At 40.3% G+C, this 16,512-nt stretch carries 16 protein-coding genes; all 16 read right to left on the bottom strand.

Features of this window, described 5'->3' with window-relative positions:
- Positions 1 to 518: glycine--tRNA ligase subunit alpha (locus tag HZC34_08130; GenBank protein ID MBI5701789.1), on the bottom strand; the 518-nt coding region annotated here is incomplete at its 3' end.
- Positions 515 to 790, bottom strand: a complete 276-nt coding sequence (locus tag HZC34_08125) for a hypothetical protein (protein ID MBI5701788.1) — start codon at positions 788 to 790, stop codon at positions 515 to 517. The genes HZC34_08130 and HZC34_08125, both read right to left, overlap by 4 nt.
- The gene (locus tag HZC34_08120; protein MBI5701787.1) at positions 787 to 1,044 is read right to left on the bottom strand and encodes an AbrB/MazE/SpoVT family DNA-binding domain-containing protein; all 258 of its coding nucleotides are present in this window, start codon (positions 1,042 to 1,044) and stop codon (positions 787 to 789) included. Before HZC34_08120 ends, HZC34_08125 begins: the two co-directional genes overlap by 4 nt.
- 83 nt (positions 1,045 to 1,127) lie before the next feature.
- The gene (locus HZC34_08115) at positions 1,128 to 1,403 is read right to left on the bottom strand and encodes a hypothetical protein (protein MBI5701786.1); all 276 of its coding nucleotides are present in this window, start codon (positions 1,401 to 1,403) and stop codon (positions 1,128 to 1,130) included.
- Complete coding sequence (locus tag HZC34_08110) at positions 1,403 to 1,627, bottom strand: hypothetical protein (GenBank protein ID MBI5701785.1); 225 nt, start codon at positions 1,625 to 1,627, stop codon at positions 1,403 to 1,405. Before HZC34_08110 ends, HZC34_08115 begins: the two co-directional genes overlap by 1 nt.
- A gap of 60 nt (positions 1,628 to 1,687) precedes the next feature.
- Positions 1,688 to 4,225 (bottom strand): protein phosphatase 2C domain-containing protein, encoded by a 2,538-nt coding sequence (locus HZC34_08105; protein MBI5701784.1) that lies wholly within the window; start codon positions 4,223 to 4,225, stop codon positions 1,688 to 1,690.
- Between the two features lie 55 nt (positions 4,226 to 4,280).
- The gene (locus HZC34_08100) at positions 4,281 to 5,039 is read right to left on the bottom strand and encodes a hypothetical protein (protein ID MBI5701783.1); all 759 of its coding nucleotides are present in this window, start codon (positions 5,037 to 5,039) and stop codon (positions 4,281 to 4,283) included.
- 189 nt (positions 5,040 to 5,228) lie between these two features.
- On the bottom strand, positions 5,229 to 6,686 hold the full coding sequence (locus tag HZC34_08095; GenBank protein ID MBI5701782.1) for an ATP-binding protein: 1,458 nt from the start codon (positions 6,684 to 6,686) through the stop codon (positions 5,229 to 5,231).
- A 35-nt stretch (positions 6,687 to 6,721) separates the two neighbouring features.
- The gene (locus HZC34_08090; GenBank protein ID MBI5701781.1) at positions 6,722 to 7,858 is read right to left on the bottom strand and encodes an NAD(P)/FAD-dependent oxidoreductase; all 1,137 of its coding nucleotides are present in this window, start codon (positions 7,856 to 7,858) and stop codon (positions 6,722 to 6,724) included.
- A gap of 67 nt (positions 7,859 to 7,925) precedes the next feature.
- Positions 7,926 to 8,732: an SDR family oxidoreductase gene (locus HZC34_08085; GenBank protein ID MBI5701780.1), complete on the bottom strand. Its 807-nt coding sequence runs from the start codon at positions 8,730 to 8,732 to the stop codon at positions 7,926 to 7,928.
- Complete coding sequence (locus HZC34_08080) at positions 8,719 to 9,141, bottom strand: hypothetical protein (GenBank protein ID MBI5701779.1); 423 nt, start codon at positions 9,139 to 9,141, stop codon at positions 8,719 to 8,721. Before HZC34_08080 ends, HZC34_08085 begins: the two co-directional genes overlap by 14 nt.
- Before the next feature lie 44 nt (positions 9,142 to 9,185).
- Positions 9,186 to 10,928 carry a polysaccharide biosynthesis protein gene (locus HZC34_08075; GenBank protein ID MBI5701778.1) on the bottom strand — a complete coding sequence of 581 codons (1,743 nt, stop codon included), beginning with the start codon at positions 10,926 to 10,928 and terminating at the stop codon, positions 9,186 to 9,188.
- Between the two features lie 100 nt (positions 10,929 to 11,028).
- Positions 11,029 to 12,051, bottom strand: coding sequence for a hypothetical protein (locus tag HZC34_08070; protein MBI5701777.1), 1,023 nt, complete (start codon positions 12,049 to 12,051; stop codon positions 11,029 to 11,031).
- Between the two features lie 32 nt (positions 12,052 to 12,083).
- The gene (locus HZC34_08065; protein ID MBI5701776.1) at positions 12,084 to 13,124 is read right to left on the bottom strand and encodes an NAD-dependent epimerase/dehydratase family protein; all 1,041 of its coding nucleotides are present in this window, start codon (positions 13,122 to 13,124) and stop codon (positions 12,084 to 12,086) included.
- Complete coding sequence (locus tag HZC34_08060; protein MBI5701775.1) at positions 13,114 to 14,349, bottom strand: glycosyltransferase family 4 protein; 1,236 nt, start codon at positions 14,347 to 14,349, stop codon at positions 13,114 to 13,116. Before HZC34_08060 ends, HZC34_08065 begins: the two co-directional genes overlap by 11 nt.
- The gene (locus tag HZC34_08055) at positions 14,349 to 16,508 is read right to left on the bottom strand and encodes a bi-domain-containing oxidoreductase (GenBank protein ID MBI5701774.1); all 2,160 of its coding nucleotides are present in this window, start codon (positions 16,506 to 16,508) and stop codon (positions 14,349 to 14,351) included. The genes HZC34_08060 and HZC34_08055 overlap by 1 nt, the downstream gene beginning before the upstream one ends.
- Positions 16,509 to 16,512 lie beyond the last annotated feature (4 nt).

The following is a 16,512-nucleotide window of genomic DNA, read 5'->3' as shown; positions in this document are numbered from 1 at the left end:
TTTTGGATGAACATCGCGATGCGCTCTAATCCATAGGTAATTTCAACAGGAGTTGGTTTGCACGGAAATCCCCCGCATTCTTGAAAGTATGTGAACTGCGTTACTTCCATTCCTTCGGCCCATACTTCCCACCCAGTCCCCCATGCGCCAAGAGTTGGTGATTCCCAGTTATCTTCGACAAAGCGTACGTCATGATCTGCAGGCTTTATACCGAGCGAGCTAAGCGAGTCGAGGTATCGATCCTGGATATCCAAAGGTGACGGTTTCATGATCACTTGATATTGGAAGTAATGGAATAAACGATTTGGATTTTCGCCGTATCGACCGTCTGTAGGTCTGCGAACTGGGTCGATATATGCTACATTCCATGTTTTATCGCCAAGTGCTCCAAAGAATGTTGAAGGGGACATGGTAGCCGCGCCTTTCTCAACATCGTATGCTTGTCTGATCGCGCAGCCAAGTGATGCCCAATATGAATTTAGTCTTTCTACTATCTGCTGGAAGGTTAAAGGTTTCATAGGTTTTTCAAATATCGATGAATATCATCGTGGTTCCCGACAATAAGGAAGATTGCAATGTCTCCAGCCAGAGAAAAAAGAATCCTGTCTTTAAGCGATGATCTTATTTCCCACACATCGTCGCGCAAATATTTTAGGCCTAAACCTTCAGCTTTAATCCCAGATTCATAATAGGCGATCAATGCGTGGATTGCTTCAAGAGTTTTCTCTTGTTTTTCGATCGGCAGCTTCTTAAAAATTCGCTTAAATGAATTCTTCCGCTCATATTTCACTTCTTCATTAATCCTCTTAAGTGTTTTAACATCGCTTTGCCTGATCTAAATGTTCTTCCTTTTTCCTTTTTCAGCAATAATATTTTTTTCCATTCTTCGTCGGTAAAATTTTCCTCGATTGGAGTCAAAATAATATGATAACCATCGTCGGATACCTCAACATAGCTTCCGGGACGAAGACCTACATGTTTTATCGTTTTTTCGGGAATTTGTACTAATTTAATTTTATTTTTTTCGAAGATCCTTTCGGCCATGATCCCACCTTCCTTTATATAAGTTTAATAATTATATCATGCAAAATTGAGTTTTTCGCTTTTTTGCTGGAAGGTTAGAGGTTTCATGGGTTTTTCAAAAACTTTTTTATTTCATCATGATTGCCGACAAGAACAAAATAGACCGCATTTCCAATAAGCTTGAACAATATCCTGTCTTTTAGCGATGCCCGTATCTCCCAATAATCCTTCTTAAGATTTTTCAGACCCAACCCTATTGCGATCTCCCTGGTTTCATAGAATATTTTGAGTTTTTCGATTGTTTCAGATGCGGCATCTTGTTTTTGCGGAGGCAGTTTTTTGAAACAACGGACAAATGAGGGTTTGAAATCGTACCGCATTATTTCTTCAATAAATCTAAGTATGCTTTTGCTTTATCCCAAGTATCGAATGTTTTCCCTTTTTGCTTGGAAAGCTTTTCAATTTTTTTCCATTCATCCCCTGTAAATTCTTCGTCTGGAGAAACCCAGAGCCATTTAATATAATCCATCACTTCGGATTGCTTGATCGGCGGAAGTTTTTTGAAGTAGAAAAGCAGTTTATTTAATTTTTTCACTTTTTTCATCGAATTCCCCCTTATTATTAAGAGGTTATAATTATATCACATAATGGGGGGGCTTCTTACTTACGACTTAAACAGATGCTCTCTGGATGGATCGAGCTTGTTAAAATCCGCGAAGAGTCTTATTACCTTGCCTGCGGCATCGGTTTCGGCAAAAATATAAATGAATTGGTTTGCTTTGCTTCTATCGAGCTTGATCTGTCTGCCCAATTGTTCAATTAATTTTGGATTTGCCGCAAGGATAGCAGGATTAACACTTCTTGCCAAATAGAGTTTCATGATGCTATTGGCATTAGCCGCGGATTTTACCGCTTCCATAAGTCTTTGCACTGTACCTGCATCCAAAACACCGGAATTTACACCAAAGAAATTGATATCAAATTTAATATTTGCGGCAAAAGTTCTAGTTAATACAGCTGAAACTTGCCATGGCGTCAATGGTGCGCTAACTTGTTCGACAAGCTGTCCTGTTGCATTATCAAGAACAAAACTTTTGACTACTTTTGCATCGTTTAACAAACGGATATTTCTCCTTAAAGCCGCAACTGTTATATTATCCGTATCTTTAGGTCCCTTAGCGGTCTTTGCCTTCGCAAGCAAGTTGACTACAACATCTGAAACAGATATGTACGCATTAACAACTTCTGTAACATCTGTTTCTTTCATACCAACTTTAACCGTGCCGTCATCATTAAATTTTATATAAACTAAACCATCGGAATAAGCGAGAAGTGTTATTTCTCTATCAGATTCTTCAAATGGGATCACAATAAGATCTACATAATCTGGAGTCGCTTTCCCGCCGATCCTGGAAGTTATTGCATTTTGCGACGCTCCCCTTTCAATTTCATCAACAACCGTGTCCGGCATGCCGTCAATCAGAGATATTTTTCCAACATTAGCAGGATCCATATCAAACATCATCCATTTCATATGGTGATCTTTTGTTAATACCCGCCCTTCATGTGGGCCATCAACCACTTTCACCCTTGAGTCGCCTATATTCATTATGCCGACTGTTTTTCTTTTACTGTCAACTTCATACACTGTAAGCGTTGCACCCATATCTTTTAATAATGGATCGGTAGTGGATCTTTCATAAACGGCTTTACAGGCTCTTTTTGCGGAATCAACCATGGATCTCCCGCTCTTTCGTGACTGTAAATAGATCTCGACTGTCATCTTACTGGCTGTTTCCCCGCCTTGATGCCCGCCCATCCCGTCAGAAACAACAAAGATCTCCTGCTCAGCATTAAGCCTTAAATATCCGGATGAATCCTCATTATGATTTCGTCCAGCCTTGTTGGTCACAACGGCAAAATCCGGCCCTTTTAATAAAGGAGGCTCATTCCCAAGTAGTATAAATGGTCTTCCAATTTCAAAAGGTTTTGGCCTTTGTTCGGAAGCTGATCCAATTGTTTCAGCATGAGTCTCCGGCAGTTGAACCAATAATGAACGGTTTTCTTCTTCTAGACCTGCGACCTTTGCTCTTAATTCTCTAACGGTTACTTCAGATTCAGCCAATTTTCTTTCGGCTTCAGCTTTATCTGCATTAGCTCTATTCAGTTCGCCGCCCAATAAGCTTATACGTATCGCAGAAGTTCTTTCAATAGCTTCGTGACTTTGGCGGGCTGTTTCTAATGATTCATTTAAATGTTTAACTTCCCAAGCTTTTTGTTCTGCCTCTATTTCTAACCTTGCAACTTTTTCCCTTAATGCAGCAACTTCTGCCAGATCTTTTGGAGTTGTTTGCCTTGTTGCGCTTAATTGAGCGTTTACCTCGACATAATTCTGCAAAACTGTACGAAGCCTCTCATCAATATCATTAATTTTTCTGTCTTTCGCATTAATCGTTTTTTCATTCTCTTCTTTTGCTGTTCTTAATTCTACTTGGACGCGTTCGATCTCATCTATTTTCTCGCGAATGATCCTATTTAAGCTATCAACTTCGGAAGCTTTGTCATTTAGTTTGTCGATTACTCTTAATATATTTGCTGCATGCTCCGGTTTTACGTCAATTACAAGATCCATTCCCAAAGCGCCCATTATTCCGGCCATGATATCTTGCAAGTTGTGGAGTTCAAGAGTGATCCTACTAACATTTGCTCTCAATCCAGTATTTTCACCTTCCAATTGATCGCGAGTCACTCTCAATCCATCAACACTTGCTTCCTTTAATAATAGGTCATTAAGCCTTGTTTTAAGCGCCGCGCCAGGCTCAGCCTTAAGTGTTGCCCTGATCGAAGCAACCGGATCTGCCGATGTTGGATCAATTCCAAGTTCTCCCAATGCTGCGGTTAGTTTACCAAGTTGTTGTTGAGCTGCTTCAAGGCCTAATGTTAACCTTGCAATCTCTTCATCGATGCCTAATGAAACGTTAGGTCCAGCTTTAATCCTTAGATCAAGCAATACGCCTAAAGCTTTTTCACCGACAACTGGATCAGCGGCTAGAGCAAGCAAATGCGGTGCAATTTTTTGAAGGTGTGCTGGGTCGGTAATAGCAGCAATGCTGGACAATGCCTTAGTTCTTAGATCCGAAGCAATATGCGAAGCTCTAGCATATTTTAATAACGACTCAACTTTACCTAATGGTTTGGCCATATTCTTTCTCCTCGTCCCGACGTCACGTCGGAACTTCTTGGCTCTAATTATTTATTCAAGCAATTAGCAGTTCCATAACTTTACCGACAGCTGCGTTTTGGGCTGCTATATCTATTCCTATCTTTGATAAATCGTTTGCTGATAGAAAATCGCTCAACTCCTGCCATTTAGAATCTCCTGCCAATTGTGCAATGTTGTCTCTCATTGTTGTATCACTAATTGCCGTAAGCAAAGCATCTATTTCCGCATGACCTGTTTGAGGGATTTGAGGGAGGCCGCTTCTGGATCCGGCGGCTGATTGCAAAACTGCTAATTCTGATTTAGCGGCGTCAAACTGCCTTCCGAGGTCAGCTAATTGACCAGCCAATCTCGTGTTTTCGCCAGCAAGCAAATTGTTTCTATTTGTCATTGTTGCAATGTCTTTGCTTTGAGATGATGCTGTCAGGGCTAATGCTTCATGGTCTGTTTTTAAAACTCCAAGCTCAGCAGTCAGTTTTGCAATTTCAGCATTTGGATCTGCAATAGGATTTATTATTTTCCCTCCAGATCGCTGCGAAAGCTTGATAGCTGCCACAACAAAAACAAATGATAATGAGACCAATACATCTGCATTATTTGGGAAAAGATTAAGCGCAGGAGCCATTCTTTCCATTTCCAGATGAAGGTAAGCAGGTAAAGAAGCAAAAGCCAATGGAACGGTAGTATATTTAACCCACGCTGGATTCCTATCCACAAAATTACCAACGCGGACTAGCGTTCTCTTAACAATTCCATCCGTCGGGCGAGGTCTAAATAAATTGGTGCGAATTACCATGTTTTCCTCCTATTCTATCCTATTCTATATGTATATCGGCAAAAGGATGCGAAAATTTCAGTTAGGGGGAGGTTATTTTAGAAATTATTTTTAGGAAGCTGGACATGGCGAGTCGCACTCAGTTTATTTATGGAGGTATTGATAATGATAATCATTATCATTTGATTAGAATGTACAAGCAGTTTATTATTATCCCATTTTTGCTGTGTTTTCAAGATGGTTTTCAATTAAAGCATCCGTCATTAGCTTGCTTTGGGCGTCAAAAGCCTGCCTGGCATTTTTTGGATTTTTTAACAGGGTTATTTCCTGCGTAAGCAGCCGTGCAAGATGCATTATTAGCCTTTCACGATTTTTCGCTTCCCTTGCATATAGAGGATGGTCCAAATTGATATAAATAACCGACCCTTCCGTATAGCTTTCCGGGGCATCCGCGCTAAAATGGTCAAGCTGGCAGCTTATTCCTTTTTGCCCCATTTTTAGCCTTGTGATGACGGCTGAAGGACCTAAAACTTTAGCAACCATATGTTTTTGCCCTGATGTTTTTTTGAGTGTTTTGGGTTTTTTAGGTTCGTCAATCCTTTTTGCTTCAGGCTGATCTTTGTTCTCATTGATCGGCAGGCCTATTAGCGATGCAAGATCGGGATTTTTCTTTAACGCGTTGAGGACTTTTTCTATCGCGTCGTTTACGGCTCTTTTAATCTTTTGTTTTTCTTTCTGCTTTTGCCAATATTTTATATCATGCAAAACCCTTTCAAGCGCTTGTTTCATTGATTTTTTGAAGCTTTGATATTCGGGGGAATCTAGTATAAAATTTGTCCGATCGGAAGTGATGGGCAAAAAGTCGGCATATATCTCGCCCGATAAAAGATTGAGCTGGGGGAAATTTGTTTCCATTCCAAATAGGTCTTTTTTTACCGTGGCACCTTTTACTTTGATTTCTATTCCAGCCCCGCCGACCATTAAGGTGGCGTTTGAAACGATAATAAGCTCGCCGCTGATCGGGCCGTATTCTGTGCCTTCAAAAATAGGAATCCGCTGGCCGGCGACAAAACGCGCGGAAAGCTTTTTGCCGTTCAAATGAACCCCGAAATTATCGGCTTTAATAGGGACTCCTTCCAATATGCGCCGTTCAACATCCGCCGCATCGAATCTTTTTGATAATTTGCTCAGCGTTACGCGGGTCCCGTTGCTTTTTAGGATATTCGGCGATTCATGCCTTAACGGCAAATCCCATTCGTTCACATTTTGGTTCCATTCATCTTTGTCAAAGATGACGGTTGCGGCAAAATCATCTTTTCGAGTTGTCACTTCAAAATGCCCGCAAGCGGCTAGAGAGGCGAACTTGCCGATCCCGAATTCGCCTATGCGGATACGGTTAAAAATCGGGGATTTATTGTGCTTCTTTTTTTCTGTTGAACCGATGCTGAAGTATTGGCGGAGGCCATTTTCATCCATGCCGCTGCCATTATCTTCTATAACGATCTTATCTTCGGAAATATTAACATGGACATCTGTTGCATCGGCATCGTACGCGTTATTCACCAATTCGCGGATGAGCTCAATGCTCTCGGTATACAACTTTTCGCCAATGGTTATCAGGTGGCTTTTGTCGAACGTGATGGGGATGGAAGCTACGATTTCAGGCATACAAAGAATATTATAGCATGTTTATCGCTTTTTGCCTATCTTCGTCTTAACAGGCGGAAGAGGATCGAAGGCTTTTTGATGAGACCCATAAGCACTGTGCCGATCGTTGGATAAGTTCTAGGGTTAGCAACAAGGCTCCATAGGACCGATGAATGGTTTTCAAAGTCGCCTGCGTTTTCGATAAGCCCCGCGTTTTCCTTAACATACTCAAATACTTTCTTAATAACTTCTGAATCGATATTTTCCATAGCGTATCGCATCAAAAGGCAAAATCTTATTTCTTTGCCGAACTCCACATCCCATTCTTTTTCGTAAAGGCTTAAGTCTCCGTTCTTTATGGCACCAGCCAATATTTCAGCAGACTTCATGCCATAGAAAATGCCACCGGATGTGATCGGTTTTATTTGGCACGCGGCATCGCCTATCAGTGCGGCGTTATCTTTCACCAGATCACAAGTCCCAATTGGAATAGGTCCTGCATTTTTTTCTAATATATCTCCATGGATATTGTGAGCTTTCATGAAAACGTCCAATTCATGGATCGGTTTGTCCGATATCGTCCCCACCCTTATAACACCGTTGCCTTCTGGGATTATCCAATTAAAAAGGGAGAATGGCTTGATATAACCGACATCTACGCGATCACGATCAGGGACTTCCATTTTGATCCTATATTGGTAGCCTTTATAAAGCTTAATATTATGGTTGAACTTAAGAAGTTTCCTGACGCGGGAGTTTGGGCCATCGGCACCGATCAAAATATCGGCATAATATTCACCATTATTTGTTTTGAGCCTGTACCCCGGGCCGTCCTTTTCAACATCTTCGAATTTGGTATTGAATTCGATATTTAAGCCTTTTGAAAGAGAGTTGTCGAACTCCGCCCTATCTATAATATAAGCAACCGACGGGCGCCTAAGCAAAAAGGCCGATCCATTAAAAGAGATCTTGGCTCCGTCTATGGTATTAATTATCGAGGTCTTGGGGATCGGAAGCAACATGTCTGTAAAGACATTTTTCCCGACGATACCCGCACATGCGACAGGTTTGCCGACCTCGGGATGTTCTTCAAGAATGAGAGGATCGAATCCGTAATGCTTTAGCATTTGCCCCATGTAGCAACCAACGGGCCCTGCCCCAATAATAATAATCTTAGGCGATTTTTTGATCATACAAGGGAATATTATAGCCCCTCGACAGGCTCAGGGCAAGCAGGGAAAAGACAATGCCAAGATTATTTTACACTGGTTCTCGTATTTTACCGACAATAGAAATAATTCGATCAAATAATCCGGGGAACAATAAACTGATCCAAAGGCTCAAAACAGAATAAAAAGGCAATATAACTTGCCGTTTGCGTTTAGCGGCCGCATTTAAAGAGATCTCTGCACAAACATTGGCTTTCACCTTTAAAAGAGATGTTATCTTTTTCCATATACCGCTCTGCCGTTCTTTCGATGAGTTCATTTTTTCCGCCAAATAGCCAGGATATACCATAGTAATGCTGACGTTATCACCAGCAATTTCATATCTAAGGGAATCAAAAAACGCAGACATAGCAAATTTACTGCTGCAATATGCGGTATTCCCAGGAGTTGCAATTTTACCCAAAATACTGCAAATCCCAAGGATCCTCCCATTGGTTTTTTTTAAATATGGGAGGGCGTAACGAGTACAATACACACATCCGAAGAAATTAGTTTCTATAAGCAGCACAAATGATTTCAAGTCATCTAACTCTTGAAAAGATTTTTTTACTGTAACGGCAGCGTTATTTACCAGCAGGTCGATCTTGCCATATTGTTTAACAGTCATGCTTATCAATTGCCTGCAATTGTCTTCTTGTGAAACATCGGTCGGAACTACGATGACTTTGGCGCCTAATTCCTTACATTTTTCCGCGACAGCTTCCAATCGTCCATTTCCTCTTGCTGCCAGAGTTAGCCTTGCTCCTCGCCTTGCAAGCCCCAAAGCTAATTCTTGCCCCAGAGAACCCGATGCCCCGGTTATTATCGCAACCTTATCCCTAAAGTCACGCTCTTTCATTATTCATCATGCAATAAATCTTCCAAATGACAAATCGCGAGAGATTTATTAGCAATGCTCCAATAATTGAACCGAAAATAACGATCTCCTTTGTATATATAGCCTCCCTGTATATATATGCCACTAGAATATAGGTAAAAAACGATGCGGAAAAAACCCCAAATGAGACGGAGAAGATATTATCGACACGATTTTTCATATCGAGTTGCATCTTGTACATGCCTGCGAGATTGAAGATAATAAGCCAAAAAACAGTTAAAAACATCAACACTTTAAAATATGGAGAAATTTGAGAAGCAAAAATATTTACAGATCTGCTTTTTATCATATATCCGAAGACAAAAGATAGATTGATAAAAAAAACGTCAGAGGTAACTTTTACAAACAGGAAGAACCATGATTTAAACATACGTATATTCTACAACAATTCACACTAGTTTGCTTTGCAAACTTTTAGTCGGCGATCTCCCGCAATTTTTTCTTGATCTCATCGCGTTGTCCGTCATGCGCCATTTTCTCCAATATCCCGATATTTGCCATTAGCGCATCAATATTAATTTTCGAGGGGGGCGTAATAAATATTTTTTCGTGCTTCGTGGTCTTCATTCCTTCTTCAGACGTCAATATCTCTTCAAATAGTTTTTCTCCAGGTTTTAACCCAACATATTTGATCTCGATATCGACTCCGACCTCGAAACCGGACAATCTAATAAGATCCTTTGCTAGATCTATTATTTTGACAGGTTGCCCCATGTCCAGCACAAAGATCTCTCCTCCATTTCCCATCGCCCCGGCCTGAATAACAAGCTGGACCGCTTCAGGGATCGTCATAAAATATCTGGTCGCCTCAGGATGAGTAATAGTAACTGGCCCGCCTGATGCGATCTGTTTTTTAAATAACGGGACAACGCTTCCCCTACTCCCCAAGACATTGCCAAATCGCACCGAAACAAATTTCGTACTGCTTCCCGACATAGTCTTTAATTGAACTATCATCTCCGCGGCCCTTTTTGTCGCGCCCATAATGCTTGATGGATGCACAGCCTTATCCGTAGAGATCATAACGAATTTTTTAACATTATTGTTCTCGGCGATATCCACTACATTTTTAGTCCCAATAATATTATTCAATACGGCCTCTTCGGGATTGTTTTCCATCAAAAACACGTGTTTGTTGGCGGCGGCATGAAAAACCACATCTGGTTTTGTTTCCTTGAAAATATTATTTATCCTGTCAAAATCCCTGACATCGGCGATATAAGTCGAGAAAGTCAAAAAGGGGAACTTTTCTTTAAGTTCCAATTGAATGTCATAAATACTGTTTTCGCCTTTACCCAATAATACAAGTTTTGAAGGATTATACATCGCGACCTGTCGACATAACTCCGCGCCTATCGAACCTCCGGCCCCCGTAATCAATATATTTGCATCGGAAATATATGATGATATGCTTTTCATGTCAAGATTTATTGGCTCTCTGCCCAAAAGATCTTCTATTTCAACATTTCGAATTTGATTGACATGAACGGTCCCATCTATAAGCTCAAATATACCGGGAACGATCCTAAATTTTGCGCGACTCTCCTCGCATAATGAAACAATACGCCTGATCTGCTTGCTTGACGCGGTTGGAATGGCTAAGATTATTTCGTCGATCTCATATTTCTCCACAATTATTGGGATATCGTCACATTTTCCTAGAACTGGAAGATGATGGATCAATATATTGTTCTTTGTTGGATCATCGTCTATAAATCCAACGGGCTTATATTTCATCTGCGGGATCTTAAGCATCTCCCTAAGGATCATTTCACCCGCATCGCCGGCACCGACGATCAATGCCCGCTTTTCTTCTCTTGAAGAATCTATATTTGGCTGCGATTCCTTCCACAATCGAATAGACAGCCTGATCCCGCCTATAAACGAAAAACAGAATAAAGCTTCAATGATAATCACAGAAAATGGAAAATCTTTGTTTCCAAAAGCAATAATGCTTAACAGGGTCAATAAGCTGCTCGTAATTATCGCCTTGATTAGCGAAACCACCTCATGGACGCTCATATATTGCCAAGCCCAGTGATAAAGCCCGAAATTCCTGAATGTTCCGATCCGAAAGGCAATTAACAATGGCGCTATCCACCAATATACCGAAAAGAACATCAGGATCGAAGCAAGATGATTCCCTTTTAATATCATTATGGACAGGACCAATGAAACAATTGTAGATATAACATCAAACAATACAAGGAAGATATACCTATGCCGCTTAATGTTCTCAATGAAAAAGCTTAATAAATCATTCATTATTATCGGCCTTCTTTTCGATCATCTTGACTATTAGGCTAAAACTGTACATGATCGCAAGCGCTAAGATAAGATAAATGAATCTAATTGATGGCGCCGATCTTAAAAATAATATTGAAAAAATCCCGAATAATATCGATAGGCCAAAATAAAGCAAAGAAACATCCCTATGAGAATATCCCAGTATGATCAATCGCTGATATAAGTGTTCCCTATGAGCTTCGATAAGATTCTTTCCTTCAATTCCTCTTCTAATAAAAGTGACCATAGAATCATATATCAATACCGCAAAAAGAAGAACAAAAACATAAATAGGCTGTTGATTGGCGCTGGAATTCACAAGGATTAAGCTTAAAACTGCAAAACAATAGCCTAAGAACATGCTTCCTATATCCCCAAGAAATATTGAAGCGGGGTAATAATTGAACGCTAAGAACCCTACGCATGAGCAAAAAAGCAACAAGGAAATCGCTGCAACTTGATAATTCCCCGACAAAAGGCTTAATCCGATCAAAAAGAATGAAAAGATCGCGGAAGTCCCTGGTATCAAACCATCTATTCCGTCCATAAAATTGAAAGAATTGATCATCCCATATATCCAAACAACCGACAGCAACATCAGAAGTATTGAGCCATTGGCCAAACCTTCAACATAATTCAACTGGAGCCCAAAAAACAGCGGGATGACCGAAGAAAAAACCATCCCAATGATTTTCCACATTCCCTTCAGATCGAACAGGTCATCAATAAACCCAACCAGAGAGATAGATATTCCTCCGAGCATGAAACCTAATATTGTGTTCTCTTTAATGCCAAAAGTGGCGATAAAAGTCAATAGAACGATCAATACAATAACAATTCCGCCACCCCGTGGAACTTCTTTCGAGTGCGAACTCCTTTGATTTGGAATATCAACGAGATAATTATATTTTTTTGATATCTCCTTGAAAATTTTAAGAAGGATCATAGTAGCCAAAACAATTAGAGGAGCAATTATAAAAACATCCATTTTCATGGTTTATTATCCTTAAATTCTAAATAAATATTTTATTTATTACTGGCGAATGTTCTCACAGCAGAAGAAGCCCCAGGGCCAAAGCTTGCACTTTTCTTTATATTCTCCCAATTCTTTTTAAACCATTCTATCGCTTGAGGCAGCCCTTGCTCAAAGGTCGTATTGGGTGTATACCCAATGAGTTTATTGGCCTTTTCAACAGAAGCAAGTATCCTTGACTTTGTGTCCCATTTCCTGCGTGGAGCAAAATTAATGCCAGCCTTATTTTCTGTCATTTTATTTATCATTTCTGCCAACTGCTTAATTTGTATCTCCCTTCCTGACGCCAAATTGAATTCCTCTCCAACAGCTTCTTCCATTACACCAGATCGAAGCAACCCGTCAACAATGTCGCCAACGAAAGTAAAATCCCTCGTTTCTTCGCCAGTACCAGTTATTGGAAGAGCTGTTCCACTCAAAGCCCAGTAAATAAAATTTGGAATAACATTCCTGTATTGTCCAGGTATTTCGCCAGGGCCATAAGAATTAAAAAACCTCGTTTTTACGACTGGGACCTCGTATTGGTGCTGAAAGAAATTGCAGTACAATTCACCCAACATTTTTGTTATTTGGTAAGGCGTACTTAAATGCATTGACATAAAATCTTCTTTAAGCGGCATTGGAGCATGGCTTCCGTAGATCGAGCATCCGGATGAAGCATATACAAAACGCTTAACTTTTGTTAAAGCTGAATATTCGAGAAGCTTCAAGGTTCCCATTCCGTTCACTTGAAGGTCCCTTTCCGGATGGTCAATAGAGTTCTGATTGGCAAAAAATGCCGCCAAATGAAAAACATAGTCAGGTTCTTCGAAAAATACTCTTTTTAATTTTATCTCATCTAAAATATCGCCTTCGGAAACCAAGACATTTGGCAAAGAAGGAATATTCCATTTTTCTGAAGAAGAAAGATCATCTATAATAATTACCCTTTCAGCCCCGGCTTCAGATAGGGCGCGAACAAGGTTTGACCCAATTGCGCCAGCTCCACCGGTTACTAGTATCTTTTTCCCTTTATATTGTGACTTATAATCCATTAATTTCTCCTCCCACTTTAAAGCTAAAAATATCTTCATATTTTTTTATGCAGGCTGATCTGGAGAACAATCTAACAGCGGCTTGCCTGCCATTTCGCCCCATTTCTTCACGCAACTCTTTATCATTATATAATTTAAGGATAGCATTAGCAAGCAAGTGGGGGTCCCCAGGAGGCACAACTAAACCACATTTATTTTCATCAATTACCTTTGGCGCATCCCCAGTTAAAGCTAAGCTCGCAAGGACCGGTTTGCCGGACGCCATTATGGAGAGAATCTTTCCAGGGATCACCGGCGTAACAAGAGTTTTATCAAGTATGGCCAAACTAATGTCAGAAGCATTTAGGACCTGGGGATATATGCTTACGGGCTGAGTCTCAATAAATCTTACATTTGTCAATTTTAGCCTAATACTCTCGTTTTCTAGCTCCGCTTTTTTGATGCCGTCACCGACAATAATAAAAACAATTTCTTTATTGTCCTTCAATAATTGAGCGGCATTTATTACCACCTCCAACCCTTGAGCGAAGCCAATAACACCCGCAAAAGACACAACAAACTTATCCAATAAACCGAATTTTTCACTGAACTCATTCTTTCCAGGTCCGGGTTTAATTAATTCCGTATCGACCCAATTATGGACTACGTCGATTTTTTCATCCAATCCACCATTGGATAACACATATTCTTTGTTCCCGTCAGAATGAACTGCAATATAGTCGGCCTGTCTATAAATAATATTTTCCATTTTTTTGGCAAGCCAGATCAAATATGGATTTTTCAATAACCCCAGATCAATTACGGTCTGCGGATATAAGTCTTGAATATTAACAACTGATCTGCCGCCTTTTATTTTCGCTAATAATATTGCGGCGATCCCAAGAGGAAGCGGCGGAGAATACACAAGAACAACATCAAAAGAACCTGAAAATAATCCTCCCCACAAAAAGATAAATCCCAGGATAAAATGCTCAAAACCGCGAATTATCGGAATATTTCTGGCCAATGGAGGAGTTTGAAATCGGCTAACTTCCATACCGGCCATTATTTCTTTAGATGGTATCGATGCGACATCGGTGCCTGCCGCAATATTTGTTCTTGGCTTTCTTGTAATGACTTTAACTTTGTGCCCATTTTTCGCCAGGGTTTCGCCTAGCTCAAAAAAAAGAGTTGAACATGATTTTGTTTCTGGGGGAAAATTTTCTGTTATAAGAAGGATCCGCATTATAAATCCACTATTACATCAACAGGTTTACCATGTTTAATAGATTCCATTATTGAAAAAGTTGCCATCGTAGTATACATATACTCAATAATATCAACTGGGATATTTTGGCCTTTTTTTATAGAATCAAAGAAAATATTAAATTCATTTTGATGGCCGCGATCGATATTCCAGCTTTTCATCTTCTTCCGTTTCCCTTCCCGGATAAATTCCATGTTGGTAAAATTATCAAGTATATAACCTTGGTTATTCCCGAACACTTCGATTCGCTCCCTTGGGAAACCTTTGTGCCCGATTGAAGTATATAGGATAGTTGCAACAGACCCATCTTTCATCTTCATTGTTATCGCAATATTATCTTCATTAGTGACCTGACCGTTTAAAGAAGTAATGGTTTCGGCAAATACCCTGATAGGCAATGAAGAGGTTGCATATTGGATTGAATCTATAAAATGGCACACTTCCCCGATAACCCTGCCGCCGCCCTCATTATTCAATGTCCAATGCGACTTTGGAACAAATCCGGCGTTGATCCTACAATTAACAGTAACAGCGCCAATATTGCCCATCAGCTCTTTTGCAGCAATAGCTGTTGGAGAAAAACGACGATTAAACCCTATCATCAATCTTTTACTGTTCTTCTCATAAGCTTTATATATAGCATATAGCTCATCGCTGCTTACTGCCAACGGTTTTTCAGCGAATACGTCCTTTTTAGCTTCAAGAGATTCAATAATCATCTTAGCATGAAGGTCATGGCGGGTAGCTATAATAATAGTATTGATATCAGGATCATTTAATATTTCTTTATAATCAGTCGTGCAGTATTCAAACCCAAACTGTTTCGCAACATTTCTTCCAGAAATACCGGTTGCAGTTGCAACTCCCTTTAACACGATCCCTTCGATCTTTTTTAAACATGGCAATATTGTGACATTTGAGAATAGCCCCGCGCCAATCATGCCGACAATTGGCTGACTAGGTTTATGTTCAACAATAGGATTCACGGCTACTTTTCTTTCGATATTTTTTTCTTCATCGATATATTGAAGAAGAACACCCAGATAATATGGATGCTCGTTGCTCAACAAAAGATCATATGCTTGTAGCGCCGAAGATATCCCAAACTTATGAGTTACCAATCTTTTTAAATTAATTTTCTTGTTTGCAACCAGCCTTAAATATTCCCTCATATTTCCGGCTTGAGTCCATCTAACAAGAGAAAGAGGATAGTTCGCGCCTTTAATTTCCCAAGATAAGTCGAATTTACCGGGACCAGTCGCCCTCGAAACAATTAAGGAAAGTTCTTTGTCAAAAAAAATATTTCGAGGTACATCTAATTTCACCAGCCCGCATGCGACCACCATTCCTCGTTCTCTTGTTATCTCTGCGGATAAATTCATCGGATCGTTACTTGAAGTTGAAGCCATGATTATTGTCGCGTCAACTCCCTGGCCAGAAGTCATCATTTTAGATTTTGTAACTGCTTCATGCCAAATTGTTGTGCCATCTTTTGCGCCCATTTCGATAGCAAGTCCAACTTTTCTCTTATCAAGATCGTATCCAAAAGCCTCGCAACCCCAAGCATTTAATACTTGGACCGCAATTTGGCCTAAAAGACCAAGACCAATAACTGCAACTTTTGAGCCAAAAGAAAGATTCCCGCATCGGATCGCATGGATTGCAATTGCAGCAATATATGCGAATGCTGCATCTTCATAATCAACATCGTCAGGTAATTTCACGCAATGGTTTTTTGGAACCCAGGTTATCTCCGAATGAGTTGCAAAAAGATCGCTTCCGCAAGCGACTTTATCTCCAATTTTAAATTCATCGACACCTTCGCCGACCTCGATTATTTCTCCTGCTGAGCTGTATCCAAGAGGTTGAAGGGTCTCCATCCTGCCCTTTACGGCTTGATATGCCTCCATAAGCCCCTCGGTTTTGGCTTTATCGATCAATCGTCGGACGAGATCAGGCCTGGACATTGCTTTTTCGATAATATTTTGTTGGGCGAGGTTCACCATTAATTTTTCGGTGCCGACGCTCACGGCAGAATTGCGGGTCCTGACCAGCACGCCGCCAGCTTTAACCAGTGGCGCCGGGACATCAACCAAGCTTAATTCACCGCTCTTATAATTTTGGATGACTTGTTTCATAGTT

The organism is Candidatus Saganbacteria bacterium, assembly GCA_016223245.1.
Classification (GTDB): domain Bacteria; phylum Margulisbacteria; class WOR-1; order XYC2-FULL-46-14; family XYC2-FULL-37-10; genus JACRPL01.
The sequence above is the reverse complement of the archived record's forward strand: the minus strand, read 5'-3'. Positions and strand labels throughout refer to the sequence as shown.